Source organism: Williamwhitmania taraxaci (assembly GCF_900096565.1).
Lineage (GTDB): Bacteria > Bacteroidota > Bacteroidia > Bacteroidales > Williamwhitmaniaceae > Williamwhitmania > Williamwhitmania taraxaci.
In genome coordinates, this window is sequence record NZ_FMYP01000033.1 from 1 (window position 1) to 18,983 (window position 18,983).

At 43.3% G+C, this 18,983-nt stretch carries 16 protein-coding genes and 2 rRNA genes; 8 read left to right on the top strand and 10 right to left on the bottom strand.

The window, feature by feature from the left end; genetic code table 11:
• The 7 genes from BLS65_RS09725 to BLS65_RS09760 form a co-directional block, all read left to right on the top strand.
• Nucleotides 1–152 (top strand): 23S ribosomal RNA (locus BLS65_RS09725); the annotation flags it as partial.
• 64 nt (nt 153–216) lie between these two features.
• Nucleotides 217–327, top strand: a 5S ribosomal RNA gene (gene rrf, locus BLS65_RS09730).
• Nucleotides 328–1,060: 733 nt separating this feature from the next.
• On the top strand, nt 1,061–2,299 hold the full coding sequence (locus BLS65_RS09740; RefSeq protein WP_092438423.1) for a tetratricopeptide repeat protein: 1,239 nt from the start codon (nt 1,061–1,063) through the stop codon (nt 2,297–2,299).
• A 6-nt stretch (nt 2,300–2,305) separates the two neighbouring features.
• Nucleotides 2,306–3,169, top strand: a complete 864-nt coding sequence (locus BLS65_RS09745) for a hypothetical protein (protein WP_092438425.1) — start codon at nt 2,306–2,308, stop codon at nt 3,167–3,169.
• Nucleotides 3,170–3,607: 438 nt separating this feature from the next.
• On the top strand, nt 3,608–4,597 hold the full coding sequence (locus BLS65_RS09750; protein WP_092438427.1) for a hypothetical protein: 990 nt from the start codon (nt 3,608–3,610) through the stop codon (nt 4,595–4,597).
• Between the two features lie 87 nt (nt 4,598–4,684).
• Complete coding sequence (locus tag BLS65_RS09755) at nt 4,685–5,716, top strand: T9SS type B sorting domain-containing protein (RefSeq protein WP_092438429.1); 1,032 nt, start codon at nt 4,685–4,687, stop codon at nt 5,714–5,716.
• 52 nt (nt 5,717–5,768) lie between these two features.
• Nucleotides 5,769–6,773: a PorP/SprF family type IX secretion system membrane protein gene (locus tag BLS65_RS09760; RefSeq protein ID WP_092438431.1), complete on the top strand. Its 1,005-nt coding sequence runs from the start codon at nt 5,769–5,771 to the stop codon at nt 6,771–6,773.
• Nucleotides 6,774–7,148: 375 nt separating this feature from the next.
• Here BLS65_RS09760 and BLS65_RS09765 read toward each other — a convergent pair whose 3' ends face one another.
• The 7 genes from BLS65_RS09765 to BLS65_RS09795 all read right to left on the bottom strand — a co-directional run bounded on the left by BLS65_RS09765 (nt 7,149) and on the right by BLS65_RS09795 (nt 14,773).
• Nucleotides 7,149–8,114: an NAD-dependent epimerase/dehydratase family protein gene (locus BLS65_RS09765; protein ID WP_092438490.1), complete on the bottom strand. Its 966-nt coding sequence runs from the start codon at nt 8,112–8,114 to the stop codon at nt 7,149–7,151.
• A gap of 390 nt (nt 8,115–8,504) precedes the next feature.
• Complete coding sequence (locus tag BLS65_RS09770; RefSeq protein ID WP_092438434.1) at nt 8,505–9,563, bottom strand: HU domain-containing protein; 1,059 nt, start codon at nt 9,561–9,563, stop codon at nt 8,505–8,507.
• A gap of 245 nt (nt 9,564–9,808) precedes the next feature.
• Nucleotides 9,809–10,126 (bottom strand): DMT family transporter, encoded by a 318-nt coding sequence (locus tag BLS65_RS09775; protein ID WP_092438436.1) that lies wholly within the window; start codon nt 10,124–10,126, stop codon nt 9,809–9,811.
• A 57-nt stretch (nt 10,127–10,183) separates the two neighbouring features.
• Nucleotides 10,184–10,645: a hypothetical protein gene (locus tag BLS65_RS09780; RefSeq protein ID WP_092438438.1), complete on the bottom strand. Its 462-nt coding sequence runs from the start codon at nt 10,643–10,645 to the stop codon at nt 10,184–10,186.
• 179 nt (nt 10,646–10,824) lie between these two features.
• Nucleotides 10,825–11,175 carry an STIV orfB116 family protein gene (locus tag BLS65_RS09785; protein ID WP_092438492.1) on the bottom strand — a complete coding sequence of 117 codons (351 nt, stop codon included), beginning with the start codon at nt 11,173–11,175 and terminating at the stop codon, nt 10,825–10,827.
• Nucleotides 11,176–11,183: 8 nt separating this feature from the next.
• A complete protein-coding gene (locus tag BLS65_RS09790; RefSeq protein ID WP_092438440.1) occupies nt 11,184–12,251 on the bottom strand; it encodes a DUF4421 family protein in 1,068 nt (355 codons plus the stop codon).
• A gap of 11 nt (nt 12,252–12,262) precedes the next feature.
• Nucleotides 12,263–14,773, bottom strand: a complete 2,511-nt coding sequence (locus tag BLS65_RS09795) for a tetratricopeptide repeat protein (protein WP_092438442.1) — start codon at nt 14,771–14,773, stop codon at nt 12,263–12,265.
• A 120-nt stretch (nt 14,774–14,893) separates the two neighbouring features.
• Here BLS65_RS09795 and BLS65_RS09800 point away from each other — a divergent pair, with 120 nt between their 5' ends.
• On the top strand, nt 14,894–15,700 hold the full coding sequence (locus BLS65_RS09800; RefSeq protein ID WP_125869824.1) for an energy transducer TonB: 807 nt from the start codon (nt 14,894–14,896) through the stop codon (nt 15,698–15,700).
• Between the two features lie 3 nt (nt 15,701–15,703).
• Here BLS65_RS09800 and BLS65_RS09805 read toward each other — a convergent pair whose 3' ends face one another.
• The 3 genes from BLS65_RS09805 to porX all read right to left on the bottom strand — a co-directional run bounded on the left by BLS65_RS09805 (nt 15,704) and on the right by porX (nt 18,982).
• Complete coding sequence (locus tag BLS65_RS09805) at nt 15,704–16,921, bottom strand: alanine dehydrogenase (protein WP_092438446.1); 1,218 nt, start codon at nt 16,919–16,921, stop codon at nt 15,704–15,706.
• 70 nt (nt 16,922–16,991) lie between these two features.
• The gene (gene tsaE, locus BLS65_RS09810) at nt 16,992–17,414 is read right to left on the bottom strand and encodes a tRNA (adenosine(37)-N6)-threonylcarbamoyltransferase complex ATPase subunit type 1 TsaE (RefSeq protein WP_092438448.1); all 423 of its coding nucleotides are present in this window, start codon (nt 17,412–17,414) and stop codon (nt 16,992–16,994) included.
• A gap of 2 nt (nt 17,415–17,416) precedes the next feature.
• Nucleotides 17,417–18,982, bottom strand: a complete 1,566-nt coding sequence (gene porX / locus BLS65_RS09815; protein WP_092438450.1) for a T9SS response regulator signal transducer PorX — start codon at nt 18,980–18,982, stop codon at nt 17,417–17,419.
• Between the last annotated feature and the right edge of the window lies 1 nt (nt 18,983).

An 18,983-nucleotide genomic window follows, 5' to 3' on the forward strand; every position in this document is an offset into this window, starting at 1 on the left:
GGGATAAGCGCTGAAAGCATCTAAGCGCGAAGCCCCCCCTAAGATGAGGCCTCCCTTGAGGGGCGTTGGAGACTACGACGTTGATAGGCTGTAGGTGTAAAGCTGGTAACAGCAAAGCCGAGCAGTACTAATACCCCGAACGACTTCCGCGGCACCTGCGCCGCCTGCTCTGCGAAAGAACGTCAAAATTATACGGATTAAGCATCCGCAACCGCTTACGGTGGCTATGGCGGCGGGGTTCCACCCCTTCCCATTCCGAACAGGGCCGTTAAGCCCGCCAGCGCCAATGGTACTGCCGAAAGGTGGGAGAGTAGGTCGCCGCCGTTCTTCAATCCCGGTCTCGAAAGAGGCCGGGATTTTTTTGTTTACCCCAAGGAAACGCCTCCGCTCTCCGCTCTTCAGCGCCAAGCCCATTTGCCAACGCTTGGCTCCTACAGAGTCAGTTGATATTGAATTTGTTATAGGCTGATCAAAGGCTGAACCTTACGACATTTGGGTATTGACTTTTCCGCTTGCCTGTTGTGGTAGCTGTGGCGCCACCTACGGGGCGCAAATCGGGTTTTGTATTTTTGTTTCTACCAACGTGTGCCTCCTACGAGCCGGTGGGGTTTTGGCGGTATGTTGCTGTGGTAAATTCGGCAACCGTACATGTTTTCGTGGTTACAATCAGTGCTACTCCCATCTTAAAGTATTTGCAGAACGGTGCCGTAGGCACCACATTATGGTAAAAAAACTGATCTCGTGATCCTTTTTGAGCGCCGTAGGTGCGGTACTCTTTTTTAAGAATGGAAGGCGAGATTGTTCCGAATCCACCGAACTCTATTTCACCGTTCAGCTCCTCGCATGGAACATTTGATGCCCTTTGCCATTATGGCTAAATCGCCTGCGGAAGATTATTGGAGGTGACTAACTGCAAAATCTATGGGTTTAGTTTCCAAACGTTAGTTTCTTCCTATACTTTTTGTATTTTAGCATATAATTTTGAAACAAAAGATCGAATTTTGCGCTATACTGCGTGTCTCTATTGATTGACGTTGTTCTTATAAGTAATTCTAGACGCATGAAAAAATCTTTCCTCTACATTGGTGTTGCGCTGCTAGTGCTATTAGTGGCGTTTTTTATTGCCAAGCCTCGTGTCGCCGAAAACGCCTATCAAAAGGCGAAGGTTTTTGCCGACTCTGCTAATTATGAGACGGCTATGAGCAAGGTAGATTTCGCTTTAATGCTTTCTACTAAGCCGGAGTATCTCGACCTGAAGGGTTTTATTTTACAGAATACGGGTGTGGATAGCACTGCCATTACTTACTTCGATAAGGCTATTGCCCTCGACAGCACGGTGGCCAATCCGTTTCTACATAAGGGAATCTCCCAGAAAAACATGGAGCAGTGGGAGCCGGCTATCCTTTCGCTGGATAAGGCTATTTCGCTCAACGACTCCCTAGCCAAAGCCTACTATACCCGTGGCGTTGCTAAGGCCGGATTACTAAAGTTCGACGAGGCCATTGAGGACTATGTGAAGAGCGCCCAACTCGACGGAACCAATAAGGACGCCTTCTACAAAATGGGTGCTTCGGTGGAGGCTCTTAACGATTTCAACAAGGCTATCTCGGCCTACAGCAAGCTCATTGAGAGCGGTGCTGCCAACGCTGATGCCTTTAAAAAGCGCGGTATCTTCCGTGTAAAGTTAAAAGATTTTAAGGGTGGTGAGGCCGATCTGGCCAAGGCTACCGAAATGAAATCGAATGATGTGGAGGCTTGGTACTACCTTGGCCTTGCCCAAATAAACAGCCAAAAGGTACCTGATGCATTAAAGGCACTCAACCGTGCACTTGCTCTGGATGGTAAGTACACACCTGCCCTTTATACCCGTGGCATGATAGCCCTCCAAAGGGGTGAGTTTAAAAACTCCATTGCCGATCTTACTAAGGCCACAACCCTTAAGCCCGATTACACCAAAGCTGTTCTTAGCTTAGGTACCGCCAAGGCGCTGAGCAAGGACTACAAGGGCAGCATCGCAGCCTTTACCAAGGGGATTGCGCTCGATCCTACCAACGCCGACGCCTACTTCAACCGTGGTATCTCATACGGGATACTCAACCAACACAGGGCTGCCATTGCCGACTACAACCAAGCCATTAAGTTGAATACAAAATATGCCGAGGCATTCTACAATCGTGCGGTCTCAAAGTTTAATCTTAAGGAGGAGAACTCTGGATGTGATGACTTTAAAAAGGCGCTGGAGTTAGGATATGAGCCTGCACGAAATATGATTCGGATTTACTGTCCCGAAAAAAAATAGTTGGACATGAAAGTTTTATATTTAACCGTATTCCTTGTGCTTCTGGGATATCTAGGATATTCCCAGACCAGACCACCTCAAAATGTGCATAGCCAGAGAATTCAGTCCATTTATGAGATCGTTGATGGGGTTACAACAGGTAAATCCTATCTTGAAAAGCAATTTCTACTGGATTCTTTAGGAAGATGCCATACAGAGATTGATTATGACACAACCATGACTATTCTTGGCTTTAAGTGGAATACTTATACCGGCGATAATTTAGTCGTTAGGCAGACTTATTTAAAGGATGAATTGGTAAAAACTGATAGTTTCTCCTACGAACTAGGCAGGCAAATCAAACTGCACTTTCTGACATTTAAGGCTCCTAGGGGACTTGAAACGGTAATTGAGCGTTTTACTTATTTGAACCTTGCTCAAGTTGGTCAAATTGATGCTAAATTCAAGAACGGGAAAGGTGCATATCAAATTCGCTATACTTATGATAGCAAAGGAACTGAGATTTTAAGAAAGGTAAAAGTTAAAAAAGGGTTACCGGCCGACTCAATAATCCTCCTTAAGCGGATACCTACCTACGATTCGGTTGGAAGAATTATTTCGGAAGAAGTTGAGAAAACGATTTTTGGGCAACCAAGTTCTTTCGAAAAAGTTACATCTTCTTACGATAAGAGCGGTAAACTCATTGGTGTAATATCACTTGACCGTGCAGACAACAAAACTTCTCGTTTCGAATATCTTTATAGAGACAATAACACCCTGTGGATTGAAAAGGCATTCAATAGCGCTGGAACTTTAATTAAAATGGAGGCTTGGCGAACAGAGGTGGTGGGAAAGGGCTCTAGTGGTAGGGTTACAACTCCAAGCGATTAGGTGATTCACAACCATCTTTCCCCTAAAATTGGCATATTGAGATGCTGACAATACATTAAAATGTTTTCGGACTTAATTACTGCCCACAATCGGACAATTGCAAGAATAAATTTCGATAATACAACTGTAAGTGGTTCGTTATTAGGTATGTGTGGTATTTGGCATTACAATTGATATGTTTGCAGTAACAAAGTTCACGTTCTTTTTAGCATTGGAGGTTGTTACTTGAAGGTTACAACACTATAACGCCAACCAAATCTCGATATTGTTTTTTTGTCAGTAGAAATGGCGGTTTGGTCAAGATAATGACGATTCTCGTGTAACACTCGGAACGAAAACGAAACTTCGTCGTTTATGAACCTAGCCAAACACAATGTGGCTACTTCGAAACTAGAAAATAAAGACTTTTAAACATTAATCACCTTAATTAAACACGCTATGAAAAAGTTTACTTATTCCGCACTGCTACTTGCTGGTGCAATGATGCTAAGCGCAGCCTCAATGGCTCAATTAAAGGCAGATTTCTCTGCAATTGCTGTTCAAGGAGATCTTACCTATGTTACTCTTGGTAAGGCTGTGCCAGTATATGCTACACCGGATCCAATTTATCATCCAAGTTGGGCTGCTGGTGTAACGACTCCTACTGCTAATTTAACTGTTGGTTTTACTTGGACTTTTACTGTTGCACCTGCAGATCTTGGTAAGGTAACTCTTTCCCAAGTACCAGCAAATCTTAACTATGTTCAGATTACTGGGGTTACTCTTGGAGGACCTTACGCTATTAACGTTAAGGAAATTGCGCCTGCTGCCTTTGGTGGATGTAGCGATCTCGGTATAAACTTTAATGTGCAAGTTACCGGTGTTCCTACTGCAGCTATGACGGGTGGTCTTGTTGCTCCTTGGCTAGTTGATGCTCCTACTGCTACTGGAACTCATGCTCACATCTGTGGAAATACTGCTGCTGAGAATCTTTCTGTTGCTTTCACAGAGGCAGGTGTTCCTGCTGCAACATTAGCTTCCTATGCATACTTTGTACAGAAGAGAATTGTTAATATTGACGTTGCTGACGTGGAGGATGTTCCTTCTATCGTACTTTCTACTCTCGCCGATCGTACAACAACGGCTAAGTATAAAGCTACATCAGGTTTTGAGGTTATTAGCACTGGCCCTCTAAATGTTCTTGCTAACAAAAGAACAAAGTACACCTTCACCATTTCTAAAGCTAGCAATCTTCCTGGTACAACTGCAGACGGTATCGTTTCTGGTATTTCTCAGAAATCTGATTATGTTGCTGCTAATGGTGTTCCAACTTTAACTCAAATCACAACTTATCCTTTTACTGCAGGGTCAACAACAGTTGAGTATATTGTTAACCCATCTCCAGTTACTGGACCAGTTTACCACATCAGCAATATTTTTGCTTACTAGTATTACGTTTGCAAGGAGTTGTTAATCTAATAGTTTCACAAACCAACACACTATCCTGTGCGTAACTTTTACCTGATAGCGTTATTTGTGACTCTGATACTAAGTGCAACGCACAGCGCTGGGCAAGACCTGCCCGGCGCCTGCGTAGGCACTAAAGTAAAATACGGAGTCAAAGGGTTGAATGGAGTCTCCACTTTTCAGTGGACCATTTCGGGACCCGGTACATTCACTGTACCCGCTGCCAGCATACAGAGTTTTGCAAATGGTGATTCCGTAGAGGTTACATGGGACAACGCTTTCCCCGGTGGGGCTTACACCTTTGAGGTTACCGAATCTACCCCCTGGGGTTGCGTGGGTATTCCTTACGATCAAAGCATTATCATCAATTCGCCCGATATTTTTATACCCGTGGGTGCTTTACCCGAATTCTTAAAGCTTTGCCAAAATGGTTCCGTTACAGTCGATCCCGGATCGAACTACACCAACTTCCTGTGGCAGGATAATTCAACAAACCAAACATTTGTAACCAACCAGAGCGGCACGCTTCAAGTAAGGTTAGTAAGCAGCGATTTTAGCTGTTCATACGATACAACTGAGGTAAGGCTATACTCGTTACCTTATATTTATTTAGGCGCGGACACCACGCTATGTGCCGGTCAGGCTCTTATGCTGGATGCCTCCAATCCTACTTTTACTTCCTACCTCTGGAGTTCCGGAGATATTGCACCGAACTTTCCTGTGGGCAGTGGCCCAACACAAGATATTTGGGTTAAGGTAACCGACGAGAACGGCTGCGTAAACTCCGACACCATAAGAATTAACCAGTGTGATCCTGGCAAAATGAGGATTCCCTACGTTTTCACCCCCAACGGTGATGGTGTGAACGATAAGTGGGAAATTCCGGAATACCTATATTTCACGGAGGTTAACATCCGCATATTTAATCGCTGGGGTAAAGAGGTGTTCGCACATAGCGGAACCTACGATGCAGCCGCCGCTTGGAATGGAAGAGACAGAAATGGTAATGACCTCCCTATGGACTCATACCACTATATTATAACGGTTACGCTCGAGGGTAAAACTTCCAGCTACAGAGGTAGTGTAACCATTATCCGATAACCATAAATGTTTAGTTGCCGTGTAATTGCAGGAACTAATTGAAAGAGATACAATGAAGGGTTTAAAAAAGATAAGAGTTGGTTTAGTAGTGCTGGGGATTCTTTCCACGGGCCGAGTTTTTGGTCAGCAGGAGCCTATCTACAGTCAGTATATGATGAACTCATTCTTACTAAATCCTGCCGTAGCTGGAGCCGAAGGATTTACGGCCTTCAATTTAACAGCTCGCCAGCAGTGGGCAGGCTACTCCGAAGGGCCAAGAACTTTTGCCATAAGCGGTCAAACTCGTATCCTAAAGACGAGCTATATGAACCGTTCGCGACGAATCAAGAATAGAGTTCGTAAGCGTCGTCCTAGCGGAAGAGTGGGTTTTGGCTGGTATATGTTCAACGACGTCAATGGGCGCGTTAGCCGAACAGGAGTTCAAGGTACCTATGCTTATCACCTCGATATGCGCCAGTATCAGCTGTCATTTGGTGCTTCGCTAAGTTTTTATCAGTTTAAAGCCGATGTTGCTCCCAGTGGGTTACCTTATCCCGACCAGCAAGATCCATTGGTAATGGCAGGGAAAGCGAATGCTGACTTTTCGCCCGATGCCAACTTTGGGGTAATGCTTTCGAGTGCAAGTGCATGGTATGCTGGGTTTTCTGTATCAAACCTCGTGCAGAGTAGTATCCAGTTTGGGGTTGGAAATAAGGAGAGTGCTTACCGTATGCTCCGCCACTATTACCTTATTGGTGGGTATCGTTACGATTTTCGAAACGATTTTGAGATAGAACCATCGATGAAATTCACTACTACTGAACGGTTGAGCTACACTACCGATATAAACGTAAAGGGTTACTACAAGCGTGATTACTGGGCTGGTCTGTCGTATCGGACATCGGGTTCGGCTATTGTGATGGTTGGTGCTAAGTATAAATCCTACTACATTGGTTACGCCTTCGATTATGGTTTTGGCCAGCTTACGAACTTCAACAGTTTAGGCACTCACGAACTCATGGTAGGAATTAAGATTGGAGATAGCGCTCGTCGTTATCGTTGGTTGAATAGGTTTTAATGATTTGAATATTTCTTGTTCCCAACAATATGGGATAGAAATAGTCGTTATGTTTAACAAATATACTCTTGAAAAAGAATTGAAGAGCAATTTTTCGACATAGCGTGTTGATTTTGCTTATATTTGTTTTTTGATTGGTGCTAGTAAGGGAATTGGTCGCAAGTGCTTGCGGCCATTTCTTATTTTGTCTTGAAGTGATGCGCACTTCCCTTTGCGCTATGCTGTTTGAAGAATATTGCCTTACCTTTACTTTTATTGGATGCTCTAACTCCAAATGGGGTTGATTTTAAGTATGCTTGTTCCCTCTATTGCGATATAAATGCAAAAAGACCGGCGATTAACCGGTCTCTCTTTGATTATGTGTGATTCTCAAATCTACTTCAGTAGCCCTTTGGCGTGCTTGTCGGCAATTACCTTAAGCATATCGTCGGTCATTGTCTCGAGGTTCCAAGTTGGATTCCAACCCCACTCGTTACGAGCACAGGTATCGTCCATGTAGTTTGGCCAGCTTTCGGCAATGGCTTTTTTAATTGGGTCAACATTGTAAACCATCTTGAACTCGGGCATACGTTTTTGTATGGCAGCCAAAATTTGGGAAGGTTCAAAACTCATGGCTGAGATGTTGAAGGAGTTACGATGCTTTAATTTTGAAGGATCTGCTTCCATAAGCTGAACGCAGGCCTTTAGTGCATCGGGCATGTACATCATATCGAGATAGGTTCCCTCTGGAAGTGGGCAGGTAAATTGCTCCCCCTTAACGGCTGCGTAGTAAACTTCTACAGCGTAGTCGGTAGTTCCTCCGCCAGGTAAGGTTTCGTTCGAGATAATGCCAGGAAAGCGCACGCTACGGGCATCAACGCCAAAGCGCTGGTGGTAGTAGTCGCCTAATAATTCGCCGGTAACCTTGCACACACCATAGATGGTGGATGGGTGCATAATGGTGTCCTGCGGCGTTCCGTCGTGGGGTGTGTTATTTCCAAAAGCACCAATTGAGCTTGGGGTAAATAGAGCGGCACCATTTTCGCGGGCAATTTCTAGGGAGTTCATAAGTGCTCCCATGTTGATTTTCCAGGCAAGTTGTGGGTTCTTTTCACCAGTTGCCGACAGAAGGGCCACAAGGTTGAAGATGGCATCAATCTTATATTTCTTAACGATTTCGGCATACTGTTTACCGTCGAGGGCGTCAAGGTTTTCAAGCGGGCCGTTTTCGCCTAACTTCATGCAAGGTGCACAGTTAAGGTCAGCAGCAACCACATGGCTATCGCCATAAATATTCCGAAGGTAAGGAACGAGTTCCGAACCAATTTGTCCACCAGCACCAACAACGAGTATGTTCTTCATATCCTTAATTATGTAGGTTGTATTCTCTTGATATTTTGGAATTCCTTTGGGGAATTGTTGGCACAAAAATAATCTTTTTTCAATTGGCTCTAGTAGGCGATTTGATGATATTTAACAGGAAAACCCTATTATTTGAACAATTGTTACCAGAATACGGATTGTAGTTGTAATCTGTAACAGATAGCTAGACAAATATGATTTTTGGATATTAAGAAGTGGGCGTTTTAGTGATATATAATGGGGCACTAGAACGAATTCTACTGCCCCTAATATTTTTGATTTTAATGTTTGGCTCCTTAAAAAATGTTGTAAGCGAGAATTGTGGTAAAGATTTGAAGTATTCCTTTTGGCGTTAAGGTGTTTTTTTTGACTGTTTTGATTTTTTTTGACTTACAAACCAAGAAGCCACACATTTCTATCTTTGTTCTGGTTGCGTAGTCGGGATAGCTCTTGTAATGCTCTGTTTCTGTTGGTGAAGCTATACATCGAGACCCGGAAAACTGGTCCCTCTTCCGTGAGGATTTCAGGTTTGTAACCATCCTTAGTCATCATCTCTTTTAACTTTTCGGCGTTTTCCATTTTGTTGAAACTTCCTGCAATAATGTAGAAAGTTTTAACTCCACTAGCTGGTGCCTTTGGTTCTTCGTAGTATAGGGCCTTTCTTCTTTCCGTTTGGCTATCGATTTCTTGGGCTACAATCTTTTGTTCGGTAGTATCAATATCCACCGTATCGGCGTAACTTTCGGTAATGGAGGTATCGGAAGGCAGTACATTGCCAATGGATGCTACACCATTTTGAATAACCGGTATTTTTGTCAAAAAGAACCCGTCGAAATATAGATATCCAGCTAAAGTGGCAATAACTACGAATAGACTAAGGAGAACCCAAGGGGTCTTTGATTTTGGCTTTGAGGCGGGGGCAGGCTTTTTGGTGAGTGGGGCCTTGGTCTCGATTGGTTTAGTTGGTTGTGGCTTTGTGCTTGCAACTATTGGCTTCTCGGGTTCAATTGGCTTTTTCTCGAACTGCATGGGCGGTATAAGCATGCTTATGTTTTCGAGACCGAAAGCATCGGGAAGGAGATTTATTCCCTCTTCAATTTCAAAATTAATGCTCCAACCATCCTTTACGAGTTGACCCAAACCAGGAAACGCAAAGTTGCCATTTTTTTGTAGTGCGATTACGATTTCAGCCACCGATTCGGCCACCAATCTCTTGGCCTCCTCTATTGATAGCTCTTCTATCCGTGCAACGAAGTTTTCGAGGAGTTCGTCGTTCCAAGTTTCATCTTTGCTGAAGTTTATTTCCGTATAGGGAGGCGATAAAACTAAGGTTTCTTCGTTTAGCATTGCCGGTTTATAATTGCCTACAAATGCCCCTAAACCGGGTAGCGACACGCGGTTATGTTCGCGAAGAAGATCAGCAATATACTTTCCTAGGTCAAGTGCCATGCGTAATTATTTTATTTTAGTTGGTTTATTATTTCCAACTAAATGGTTGTTGAGTAGTTTCTTTAAAGTCGTTCACGTGGTGTGCTGTTTCCATAACTTAGCCATGCTTGAGAAAAGCAATTGGTGTTCTGAAATCCGAAACCAGACAACACGTATAAGCTCTATAATGCGAGAGTAAAGGTAGAAAAAAAACAATTGATTTTGAAGACAATAGTTTCGGGGTGCGACCAACCGATTTCTATCAATTATTTTGAAACGAGTTTTAATCCTATAAGTGACCCAATGAGAAGTATTATGAAGAGAATTCGCCAAAAATCGGAAGGTTCCTTAAAGAGCATAATACCAATAATAGTAGTGCCAACAGCGCCAATTCCGGTCCAAACCGCATAGCCGGTTCCCATTGGGATGGTTTGCACTGCCTTGTTGAGCAGGAGGAAACTGAGTGTAATGCTAATAAAAAAGCCAATGGACCACTTCAGGTTGGAAAAGTTATGGGACAATTTGAGGCAGGTGGTAAAGGCAACTTCGAAAAGCCCTGCCAAGGCCAAATAAAACCAAGCCATTATTGGTGTTTTAAGTGTTAAAATGGATATGCGTGGTAATAATGGTAATGATTGCCCTTAAAGTTCTTGGTCGGGGGTTGGGTTGTTTTGGTGTACCAAATATATGATGTAAAGGAACCGTAAGCCAACCAAGAGCATCATGGGGAGGAGTAGCATAAGTAGTGCGCGGAACACAAAGTAGTTGAGCGGTCCAAGAAAGATATACACCGTGAGGGCAATGATAATACTGACATCGGTAAGGAGCATCCAACGCCTTCGTTTACCGGAGAAGGGTCCTAGCGAAATTCCGCCAGTTATTAGGTTCTTAGGCAGTTCCTGTATAAATCGGTATACACAAATGGTAAGGAATACTGGGTTTATAAGTCCAAAAACGCCGAGAAGAACGGGTGAAGTGCTAAGCTTAAAAGCATAAGCAACTCCAACCATAGTTATTGCCGAAAGGTTGAAAATAAACCGGCTACTGTTTCCAATCAGTTGGCCAGCCCAGTGAAAAATAGTAGTTTCGGTAAACGGTTTCATGCTAATTCAAATATCAAATTTCTGGAGACAAAGATAGCGTAAAATGTGAGAGGTGAACCGCGCAAAGTGCGTTCGCCGACGGCAATTGTTTTTGGCCGGGCTAAGGACTATTTTTAACGAGAGGATAAACCGAGTAATGATGAATTGTTGGTTGTGGAATAGTATAAATATAGGAGTAGTTACTCCAAACGTTCAATAAGGCGGAGGGTATAGCCAATGGATAACATCTCTTCTTTTGAAAGCACTGCACCTTCGGGAGGGCGTATGTTCAGCTTAATAGCAATAGCAAGTTGGCCGGGTTGTTGAATAAACTGAATTCTATTTTCAGCTACAAAAACACCGAGAATTTCGGAGATTAAATGTGCTGCCGCTTGATGACCAACGGCGGAGGTAATAGCTTGGTTGGAAACGAGAGCGCGAGCCGCTTCTACTGATATTTGTTGAACGCGGTAAAGGCCATCAGTGGTAACTACCGTTCCATTAAAGATTCCGATTGGCAAACTTGCTGGTGTTGTAGATATTGGCTGCATTGGCATTGTCAATTGGTGAGCGATTTTCTGGGTCTTGACATAATCCGATTTAGATCGAACCTTCGTCCATAGTAAACATAGAAGTTGGTTATTAAGAACTTGACATTTTCGCTTTTGGATAAGTTTATTTCGTATGTATCGGTAATGTAGAAGAGACCAAAGTAGTTTAGTTCGCGAGAATATCCTAGAGCCATTCGGCTTGAGAACTTACCTCCAAGCCCATTTATGGTTTCGTTTGGCTTTGTATTTGGCAAATATTTGTAATCAGTATTAAGGTAACCACCACCAATCATGGCTGTTAGGCTAAGTATAAATCGTTTGTAAATAATGAAGTTATGGGAGTAACCAATGCTTACGCCACCTGTGTAAGAGTATACACTCTCCAGACTAAGCGAGGTATTAACCCCATAATCGGTTAAGTTTATGAATGATTCCTCTGCCGCTATCTTTGTAGCGTTAAAGTATGCGCCAAGCAGAAAACTACCTGCGCTGATTTTTTGCCATTCGATTTGTTGAAAAGCAGCCTTTTGGGAATAATCGTTATTGTTGAATATATAGAAGAAGTTCCCGCCGTAGGTCGATCGGGTAAGACCACGGGTTTGAGGAAACGGACTGGTATTTCGCCAATTTGGGATAAGCGACCTAGGATTATCAAGGTAAAAACCCCGGTAACTCAAGAAGTAAACGTCAATCCCGAATTTTTTTGCAAATATGTTTGTTTGGAAATCGAGGGAATTTGTTTTCCCATATTTCCTTTCATTTTCGGTATTTGTGGGTAATACAAACCCGAGTCTAATACCAAACGATTTGGTTGCAATACCTATACCCATTCGGGTTTGAGGGGTTGGCCTAAACTGGAATTTGTTTCCTGAACTATCCTTAATAGTAAATGGAGCCGATTTTGTGCCTAAATAAAAGAAGATGTTTACTTTATCGAACATCGTAATAATGTTGGAATGGAGTGAGTCTCTTTTAGGTTTGTCCAAAGGAAGAAGCACTACTGCCGATACGCTAAATGCCGAGAGCAAGAATACCCCAATTAAAAGGGGGATTATTAGCGTATAAAGACTTTTCAAGGCAAAATTTATTACAGTATTCGTTTGGCGATTATGCTCACTAATTCATCGGGATCAATTGGTTTGCCAATAAAATCGTCACAACCCGATTCGAAGCAACGAATTTTATCTTCGGGCATTACATCCGCAGTTTGAGCAATGATCGGAAGGTTTTTTCTAAAAATCTTTATTTTACGTGTAGTCTCACACCCATCCATAAATGGGAGTTGAATATCCATAAGTACCAAATCAATTTTGGTGTTCATTTGGCAAACTTCTACAGCGTCCTCCCCATTTTTTACGTGGATAAGGGCTGCATTTACATCTCGTAGAATAGATTCCAGATACTGGAAGCTGATGAAATCATCTTCAACAACGAGTATTGTTTTTCCTGTTAAGACATGCTGTAATGGAAGTAGAGGCTCCGCAGGGTTTATGCCATTTGGTTGAAGTTTTACCAATGGGATGGTGAAGAAGAATGTGCATCCACGGCCATTGTTGCCTTCCACCCATATTGTGCCACCGAGCAGCTCTACCAATCCTTTGCTAATGGCCAGGCCTAGGCCGGTACCACTCGATTCGCCATGGGGTGGCGACACCTGGTTGAATCGTTCGAAAATCCTCGCATGGTTTTCGATGGGTACTCCATATCCGGTATCCTTTACCCAAAACAGCAGTTCCTTGTCGTTTGATATTGGTTTATAGCCAAACTCAATGGTTCCCTCTTCGGTAAACTTTATTGCGTTGTCGAGAAGGTTTCCGATTACTTCTTGCAGCCGTGTACCGTCGGTAATGATAGTTGAGTCGGTATCGGCAAAACTCTTTGAGGTAATCAAGTGCAGCTGATCGTTGGCTTTAGATGCAATTGTTTGTTGATATTCCAGCAAAAGGAGATTGAGCAAGTTATTGACTTGGCATGTACTCTTTCTTATTGTAAGTTGTCCCGATTCAATTTTAGCGATGTTGATTATATCGTTAATGATTTGCAGTAAATGCTGACCACGCTCATCGATAATTTCCATGTATTGTTTTCTTATCTCACGGGGAAGGTCATCCTCGAGCATTTTCGAGAAACCAATAATTCCATTTAGGGGAGTCCTAATTTCGTGGCTCATGTTGGTTAGAAATGCCGTTTTTAGCCGATCGGATTCTTCGGCTTTGTTTAGAGCATGGCTAAGTTCTAGCGTTCTGCGCTCAATAGTCTCCTCGAGATTGTGATTAAAACGGTTAAGTTCCTCGTTCATAGAGGCAATTTTCCTTGTTTTTTTTCTCAACTTACGGTATATCCAAAGCAGTATAATGAGCAAGGTCGTAGTAATGGCAGCCCCAAAAAGGAGAAGAAAGATGACGCCCTCCGATTTTACAGTTTTGATTTGGGTAAGGTTGAGCTCTTGGTTGAGAATTTCATTCGCCTGGTTTTGTGACTTTACATCATATTTAACTTGGAATTCAGCCGCCTTCTCGCTTAAACCTTGTGTGAATACGCTGTCTTTAAGTCGAATATACTGGAGAAGATAGATTCTTGATTTGTTGTCGGCACCCTCCTTGTGTTTTATTTCGGCAAGCGTAAGCATCGTTTCTAGTTCAATTTGGCGGATGCTATGTTTCTTTGCAATAGTGTTGGCTTGTTGCGCGTATTTTAATGCTTCACTCAACTTTCCTTGCTTGGATAAAACCGTGCCGAGGTTATTCAGGCCTTGTGCCTCTTGGTATTTTTCATTCAGGTTGTGTGCCATTTGTGCACCCTGAAAGTAGTAAGCCACTGCTTTTTCAAGATTACCCAAGCGTAGGTGTGTCAGTCCAAGATTATCGTAGGCATTAATAACGCCGTATTTATTTCCTTGCCGCTTATGCAGTTCCAATACATGAAGAAATATTGGTAGCGCCTCATCGTAGCGGCCTAAATCGAGGAGAATAGTCCCTAAATTATTTTGAGTAGATGTAATTCCAAGACTATCTTCAAGCTGAATCGCAATCTCCCTCGATTTTTGAAAGAGGGTGAGGGCATGGGAATAGTCTTTTAGATTTCGATAAACAATTCCTAAGTTGTTCATCACTTTTGCAACATTGGCCCGGTCGCCAATTTCTTGCTCTATTGTGAGCGATTTTTGGTATGCTGCAAGCGCCTCAAGGTAGTTGCCAAGTCGATCGTAGCAATTTCCTAGGCGGTTTAGACTATTTGCCATTCCAACCGAATTGTTTTGCGATTTGTATAGTTGGTAGGCATTTTTAAGTAGCTCAATCGAAAGTGGGTATTGAGCCTGAAAGTATGCGGCAAGGGAATAAGCCTCTAATGACTTTGCCTTGAGCAAGGGCGAGTTTATATCATTAGCAATATCGAGTGCGGTTTTTGCATACCCTGCGGCTTTGTCGGCCGAAGAGTTCGTAATCTTCAGGGCCGAGAGTTCGAGGTAAATGTCGATTCTTTTTCGGCTTTGTGCGCGAGGTACCAAGGATAGTAGGCTATCCTCCTTTGCGTTATCGGCAGAAAGAGATCCTGTCAGAAGGAGTATAAATGCGAATAATGATAGGAGTTTACCCATTTCGATTATAAAATATCCCTAAAAATACGCCATTTTGATTATGTGTCAAAAAAACTAGGTCATTTGGTTGTCTTTTTTCGTAAAGTATTTACCAGATAAAGCTATTTTTGTGATCAACATATGAACTGGATAGACAAAAAGATGTCCTCGCTTGGCGGGGCGGTAGAAAGTAACCTAAGAAACCTTGGCCTTTTTTTTCGACGGCACAAGGTTGGGATATATGGTACCATTATTGTTCACTTACTCCTTGTCATTCTCTTTTTGAGTTTGAAGTTGACCACGATAAGTCAGGAAAATAAAAACCCAATTTTAATCTCGTTTGAAAAAGAGCAGATTGATCCTGATATTGTTAAGGAAGAAGTGCTTAGAGAGATGGCAGAACTCAAGCGGCAGATTGCCGCTTTTGACAAGACCGATTTGCGTAACGCTAGTGCGGATATCTCGGACAAATCGAAAAGCGATAACCAACCCCTCTCCGACGATAGGGACACCAAAGCCGATAAACTCTATGATGAGGCAAGGGCGCTGCAGGAAAAGTTAGAGGCAGGAAAAGCAAACCTTGCCAAGTTGGAGGAAGGTGAGGATGCTATTCAGGAGCCCAAGGGACAGGAGAGTGGATCAAAGAAAGGTAAGGTAGCCAGTCCTGGGAAGGTGCTGGTAAACTATGATTTAGGTGGACGAAAAGCCTTTCGACTGCCAGTCCCAGCCTACACTTGCGAGGGTGGTGGCGAGGTAAGGGTAATCATTGAAGTTAATAAGCAGGGTTATGTGGTGAATGCAAGAGTGGAGGGCAAAAGCAGTAATGCCGATGAGTGTTTGTGGACAAGTGCCTTGCGTTCGGCAAAAATGTCGCGTTTTCAGGTAATTGAGAATCCAATAGCAAGTCAAGTTTCAGGGTATATCCTTTACCGATTTGTGCCACAATAAGAGTTAGAAGGCAGCCATAAGTAGGTTAATGTCTGTGGCCGACATATGGTAGAGTTGCCCCATTCTCACGTTGGTTAAAATACCATTGTACATATAAACTCCGTTGCGAAGGCCCTTGTTTCCTTTAAGGGCAGCAGATGATCCTGCCGACTGGCCAATATCCAAGAGAATTGGTACAAAAACGTTGCTAAGCGCAATGCTTGCTGTTCGGGCCACCCGTGAGGTGATGTCGGGCATGCAGACGTGAATAACGCCGTGCTTTACAAAACTTGGTTTATCGAATGGCCTGCATTCGGTGGTTTCGAACGATCCACCCATGGAAACAGTTAGATCAATAACCACGGATCCATCTTTCATCTTCTCTATATAGGATTCCGGAATTAGCGGGGCGAATGAATCTTCGTCGGGAACTGGGGTGCCAATTACCACATCGGCCGATTTAAGTGCTTTCTCAAGGACTTGGGGGTGGAAAATGCTTGTATATAAACGAGTGCCTATCCGATATTGAATCTCGGTTAGCCTTTTTAGCGAAGCGTCAAAAATCTTTACCATTGCACCAAGGCCAAGGGCTGCCTTTGCGGCATATTCGCCAGCAGTATCGGCTCCAATAATCACAACCTCGGTAGGCGAAATGCCGGTGATCCCACCCAGCATAACCCCTTTGCCATTATGGAGGTTGGAGAGGTGTTCCGCCGCCACCAGAATGGAAGTGCTTCCCGCAATTGCACTTAGCGAGCGAACTACGGGGTAGCACTCATCGACATCCTTGATAAGTTCAAAACTTAAGGCGGTAATTTTCTTGCACTGAAGTGCCCTCAGTATACTTTCGGTTTCAGGCGTTTGGTGGAAGGAGGAGATGAGCATACGCCCATCGGGAATAAGTTCTATTTCATCTAAACTGGGGGGCGAAACCTTGAGAATTATATCGGCTTTGTAAGCCTCGGCTGGGGTGCAAATGGTTGCGCCTACTTCCGAAAAAGCTAAGTCAGGGTAGTTTACTTTTATACCTGCGCCTTTCTCTACCAGTACATTGTGGCCGTTGGCAACTAGCAGTTCTACTGCTTCAGGAGTTAGCGAGAGCCTATTTTCCCCTATACGTGATTCCTTAGGTAGACCAATGGTAATGCTTCGTTGCTTACGTTCTACCGCAAGTTTTTCTTCTTGGGGGAATAATCCCTTACCTGATTGGTAAAATGGAGAGATGGATCCTGAACGACTCATGGCAGTAGTATAGAGGGGTATAAAGATATGAAAACCCCGAAGTTTATCGCAAATTATACCGTTGTAATGGTCAAAATGTTTCTACTGAAAATTTCCTTGATCCACTGGAAAGAAGCTCTATTTTAATCATTACGGTGTCCTCCGGGATTAGTTCTTCGATAACTTCGGGCCATTCAATAAGGCAAATTCCTTTGCCAAAAAAATACTCTTCGTAGCCGAAATCGTATGCCTCTTCAATAGTTTTAATGCGATAGAAGTCAAAGTGGTAAACGAAATCGCCAGTGGTGGTGGTATATTCATTAACAATTGCAAAGGTAGGGCTGCTAACCACATCGATCACATGGAGTTGTTTGCAAATCTCCTTAATTAGAGTCGTTTTGCCTGCGCCCATGGCTCCTTGGAATGCAAAGAGACGTTTGCCTTTAAAGCTAGATATTAGTGTTTTGGCTACCATTGGTAGCTCGTTGATGCTATCAATTACAATAGGCTCCATGATTATTTTTGTTGGGGGTCGAGAACAATAAATGGTATGAGCATCTCCTCCACCGAAACACCTCCATGTTGAAACGTATTTTTATAGTATTTGGAGTAGTGGTTATAGTTATTGGGATAGGCAAAAAAGTCTCGGTTTGTGGCAAAGATATAAGTAGAGGTGATATTGGTTTTTGGCAAGTGAACCTCTTCCGGCTTAAGTATTTCAAAAACACTTTTAGGGTCGTAGTTTAGGCTTCGTCCAAGTTTGTAGCGGAGATTTGTCGAGGTATTTTTGTCGCCCACTACTTTCACTGGGTTAGTTACTCGAGTGGTGCCATGGTCGGTAGAAATGACCACTGTGATCGGTAACTCTGCCAACTCTTTCAGTAGGGCGTAGAGATCGGAATGAATAAACCAACCGTGGGTAAGGGTTCGGTAGGCTGCTTCGTCTGAGGCCAACTCTTTAATTAAGTCCATTTCGGTGCGGGCATGCGAGAGCATGTCCACAAAGTTATAGACAATTACGCTTAGGTCATTCTCTGCAAACTGGGCAGTGTTTCCCAAGAGTTTCTTTGCCGAACCTGGGGCGATGAATTTTTCGAAGTAGACCTTGTAGTTCTTGCCTAGTCGCTTAAGCTGGCGATGTAAAAACTCTTCTTCAAACTGATTCTTTCGTTCATCCTCATCGTCGTAAACCCATAACTCTGGATGGTTTTTCTGCATCTCAAGGGGCATCAGTCCCGAGAATATGGCATTACGAGCATATTGGGTGGCTGTGGGTAGAATGCTACAGTAAACTTCTTCTTGGCGCAACCTGAATAGTTGAAGCAGTTCGGGTGCTATTGTTTTCCATTGGTCGAAGCGAAAGTTATCAATGAGGATAAATACAACTTTTTGGCCTGCGTCTACAAGCGGAAACACCTTACTACTAAGTAGATCGTTGGATAGCGTTGGCTTGTCGGTATTTGTTTTATCGAACCAACTCTTATAGTTATGCTTGATCCACTTCACATATTCTTTGTTGACCTCTTCTTTGAGCAGTCCATATACCTCTTTAATACCGGGGTCGGAACTTTCTTCTAATTCAAGATCCCATGCTACCATTTTTTTCAGGATATTAACCCAGTCCTTATAGTTACGTGCGGAGGTAAGCATTGAAGAAATTTGTCCAAAAACCATTCTGAAATCTTGGCTCGATTGCGCATCAACGAGTTTAGTTTTGTGGATGTGCTTCTTTATGGCTAGGAGGAGCTGGGACGGGTTAACAGGTTTTATTAGGTAGTCGGCAATTTTGGAGCCAATAGCTTGGTCCATTATGTCTTCTTCTTCGCTCTTGGTTACCATAACCACCGGCATCTGAGGTCGAATCTCCTTAATCTGAGCGAGAGTTTCTAGCCCGCTCAGTCCGGGCATATTTTCGTCGAGAAAAATAAGGTCGAACTGATTCTCTTTTACAAGTTCCACGGCATCGAGTCCGTTAGATACAAACTGAATGGCGTAGCCTTTGTTTTCCAAAAAAATGGCGTGAGGTCGGAGCAAGTCCATTTCGTCGTCAACCCAAAGGATCGTATTTTTTCCTGTTGCCATT

Excerpts from the sequence above, each read along its gene's own strand:
- BLS65_RS09740 (WP_092438423.1), top strand. The coding sequence starts at position 1,061 with ATGAAAAAATCTTTCCTCTACATTGGTGTTGCGCTGCTAGTGCTATTA.
- BLS65_RS09745 (WP_092438425.1), top strand. The coding sequence starts at position 2,306 with ATGAAAGTTTTATATTTAACCGTATTCCTTGTGCTTCTGGGATATCTA.
- BLS65_RS09750 (WP_092438427.1), top strand. The coding sequence starts at position 3,608 with ATGAAAAAGTTTACTTATTCCGCACTGCTACTTGCTGGTGCAATGATG.
- BLS65_RS09760 (WP_092438431.1), top strand. The coding sequence starts at position 5,769 with ATGAAGGGTTTAAAAAAGATAAGAGTTGGTTTAGTAGTGCTGGGGATT.
- BLS65_RS09765 (WP_092438490.1), bottom strand. The coding sequence starts at position 8,114 with ATGAAGAACATACTCGTTGTTGGTGCTGGTGGACAAATTGGTTCGGAA.
- BLS65_RS09770 (WP_092438434.1), bottom strand. The coding sequence starts at position 9,563 with ATGGCACTTGACCTAGGAAAGTATATTGCTGATCTTCTTCGCGAACAT.
- BLS65_RS09775 (WP_092438436.1), bottom strand. The coding sequence starts at position 10,126 with ATGGCTTGGTTTTATTTGGCCTTGGCAGGGCTTTTCGAAGTTGCCTTT.
- BLS65_RS09780 (WP_092438438.1), bottom strand. The coding sequence starts at position 10,645 with ATGAAACCGTTTACCGAAACTACTATTTTTCACTGGGCTGGCCAACTG.
- BLS65_RS09785 (WP_092438492.1), bottom strand. The coding sequence starts at position 11,175 with ATGCAGCCAATATCTACAACACCAGCAAGTTTGCCAATCGGAATCTTT.
- BLS65_RS09795 (WP_092438442.1), bottom strand. The coding sequence starts at position 14,773 with ATGGGTAAACTCCTATCATTATTCGCATTTATACTCCTTCTGACAGGA.
- BLS65_RS09800 (WP_125869824.1), top strand. The coding sequence starts at position 14,894 with ATGAACTGGATAGACAAAAAGATGTCCTCGCTTGGCGGGGCGGTAGAA.
- BLS65_RS09805 (WP_092438446.1), bottom strand. The coding sequence starts at position 16,921 with ATGAGTCGTTCAGGATCCATCTCTCCATTTTACCAATCAGGTAAGGGA.
- tsaE (WP_092438448.1), bottom strand. The coding sequence starts at position 17,414 with ATGGAGCCTATTGTAATTGATAGCATCAACGAGCTACCAATGGTAGCC.
- porX (WP_092438450.1), bottom strand. The coding sequence starts at position 18,982 with ATGGCAACAGGAAAAAATACGATCCTTTGGGTTGACGACGAAATGGAC.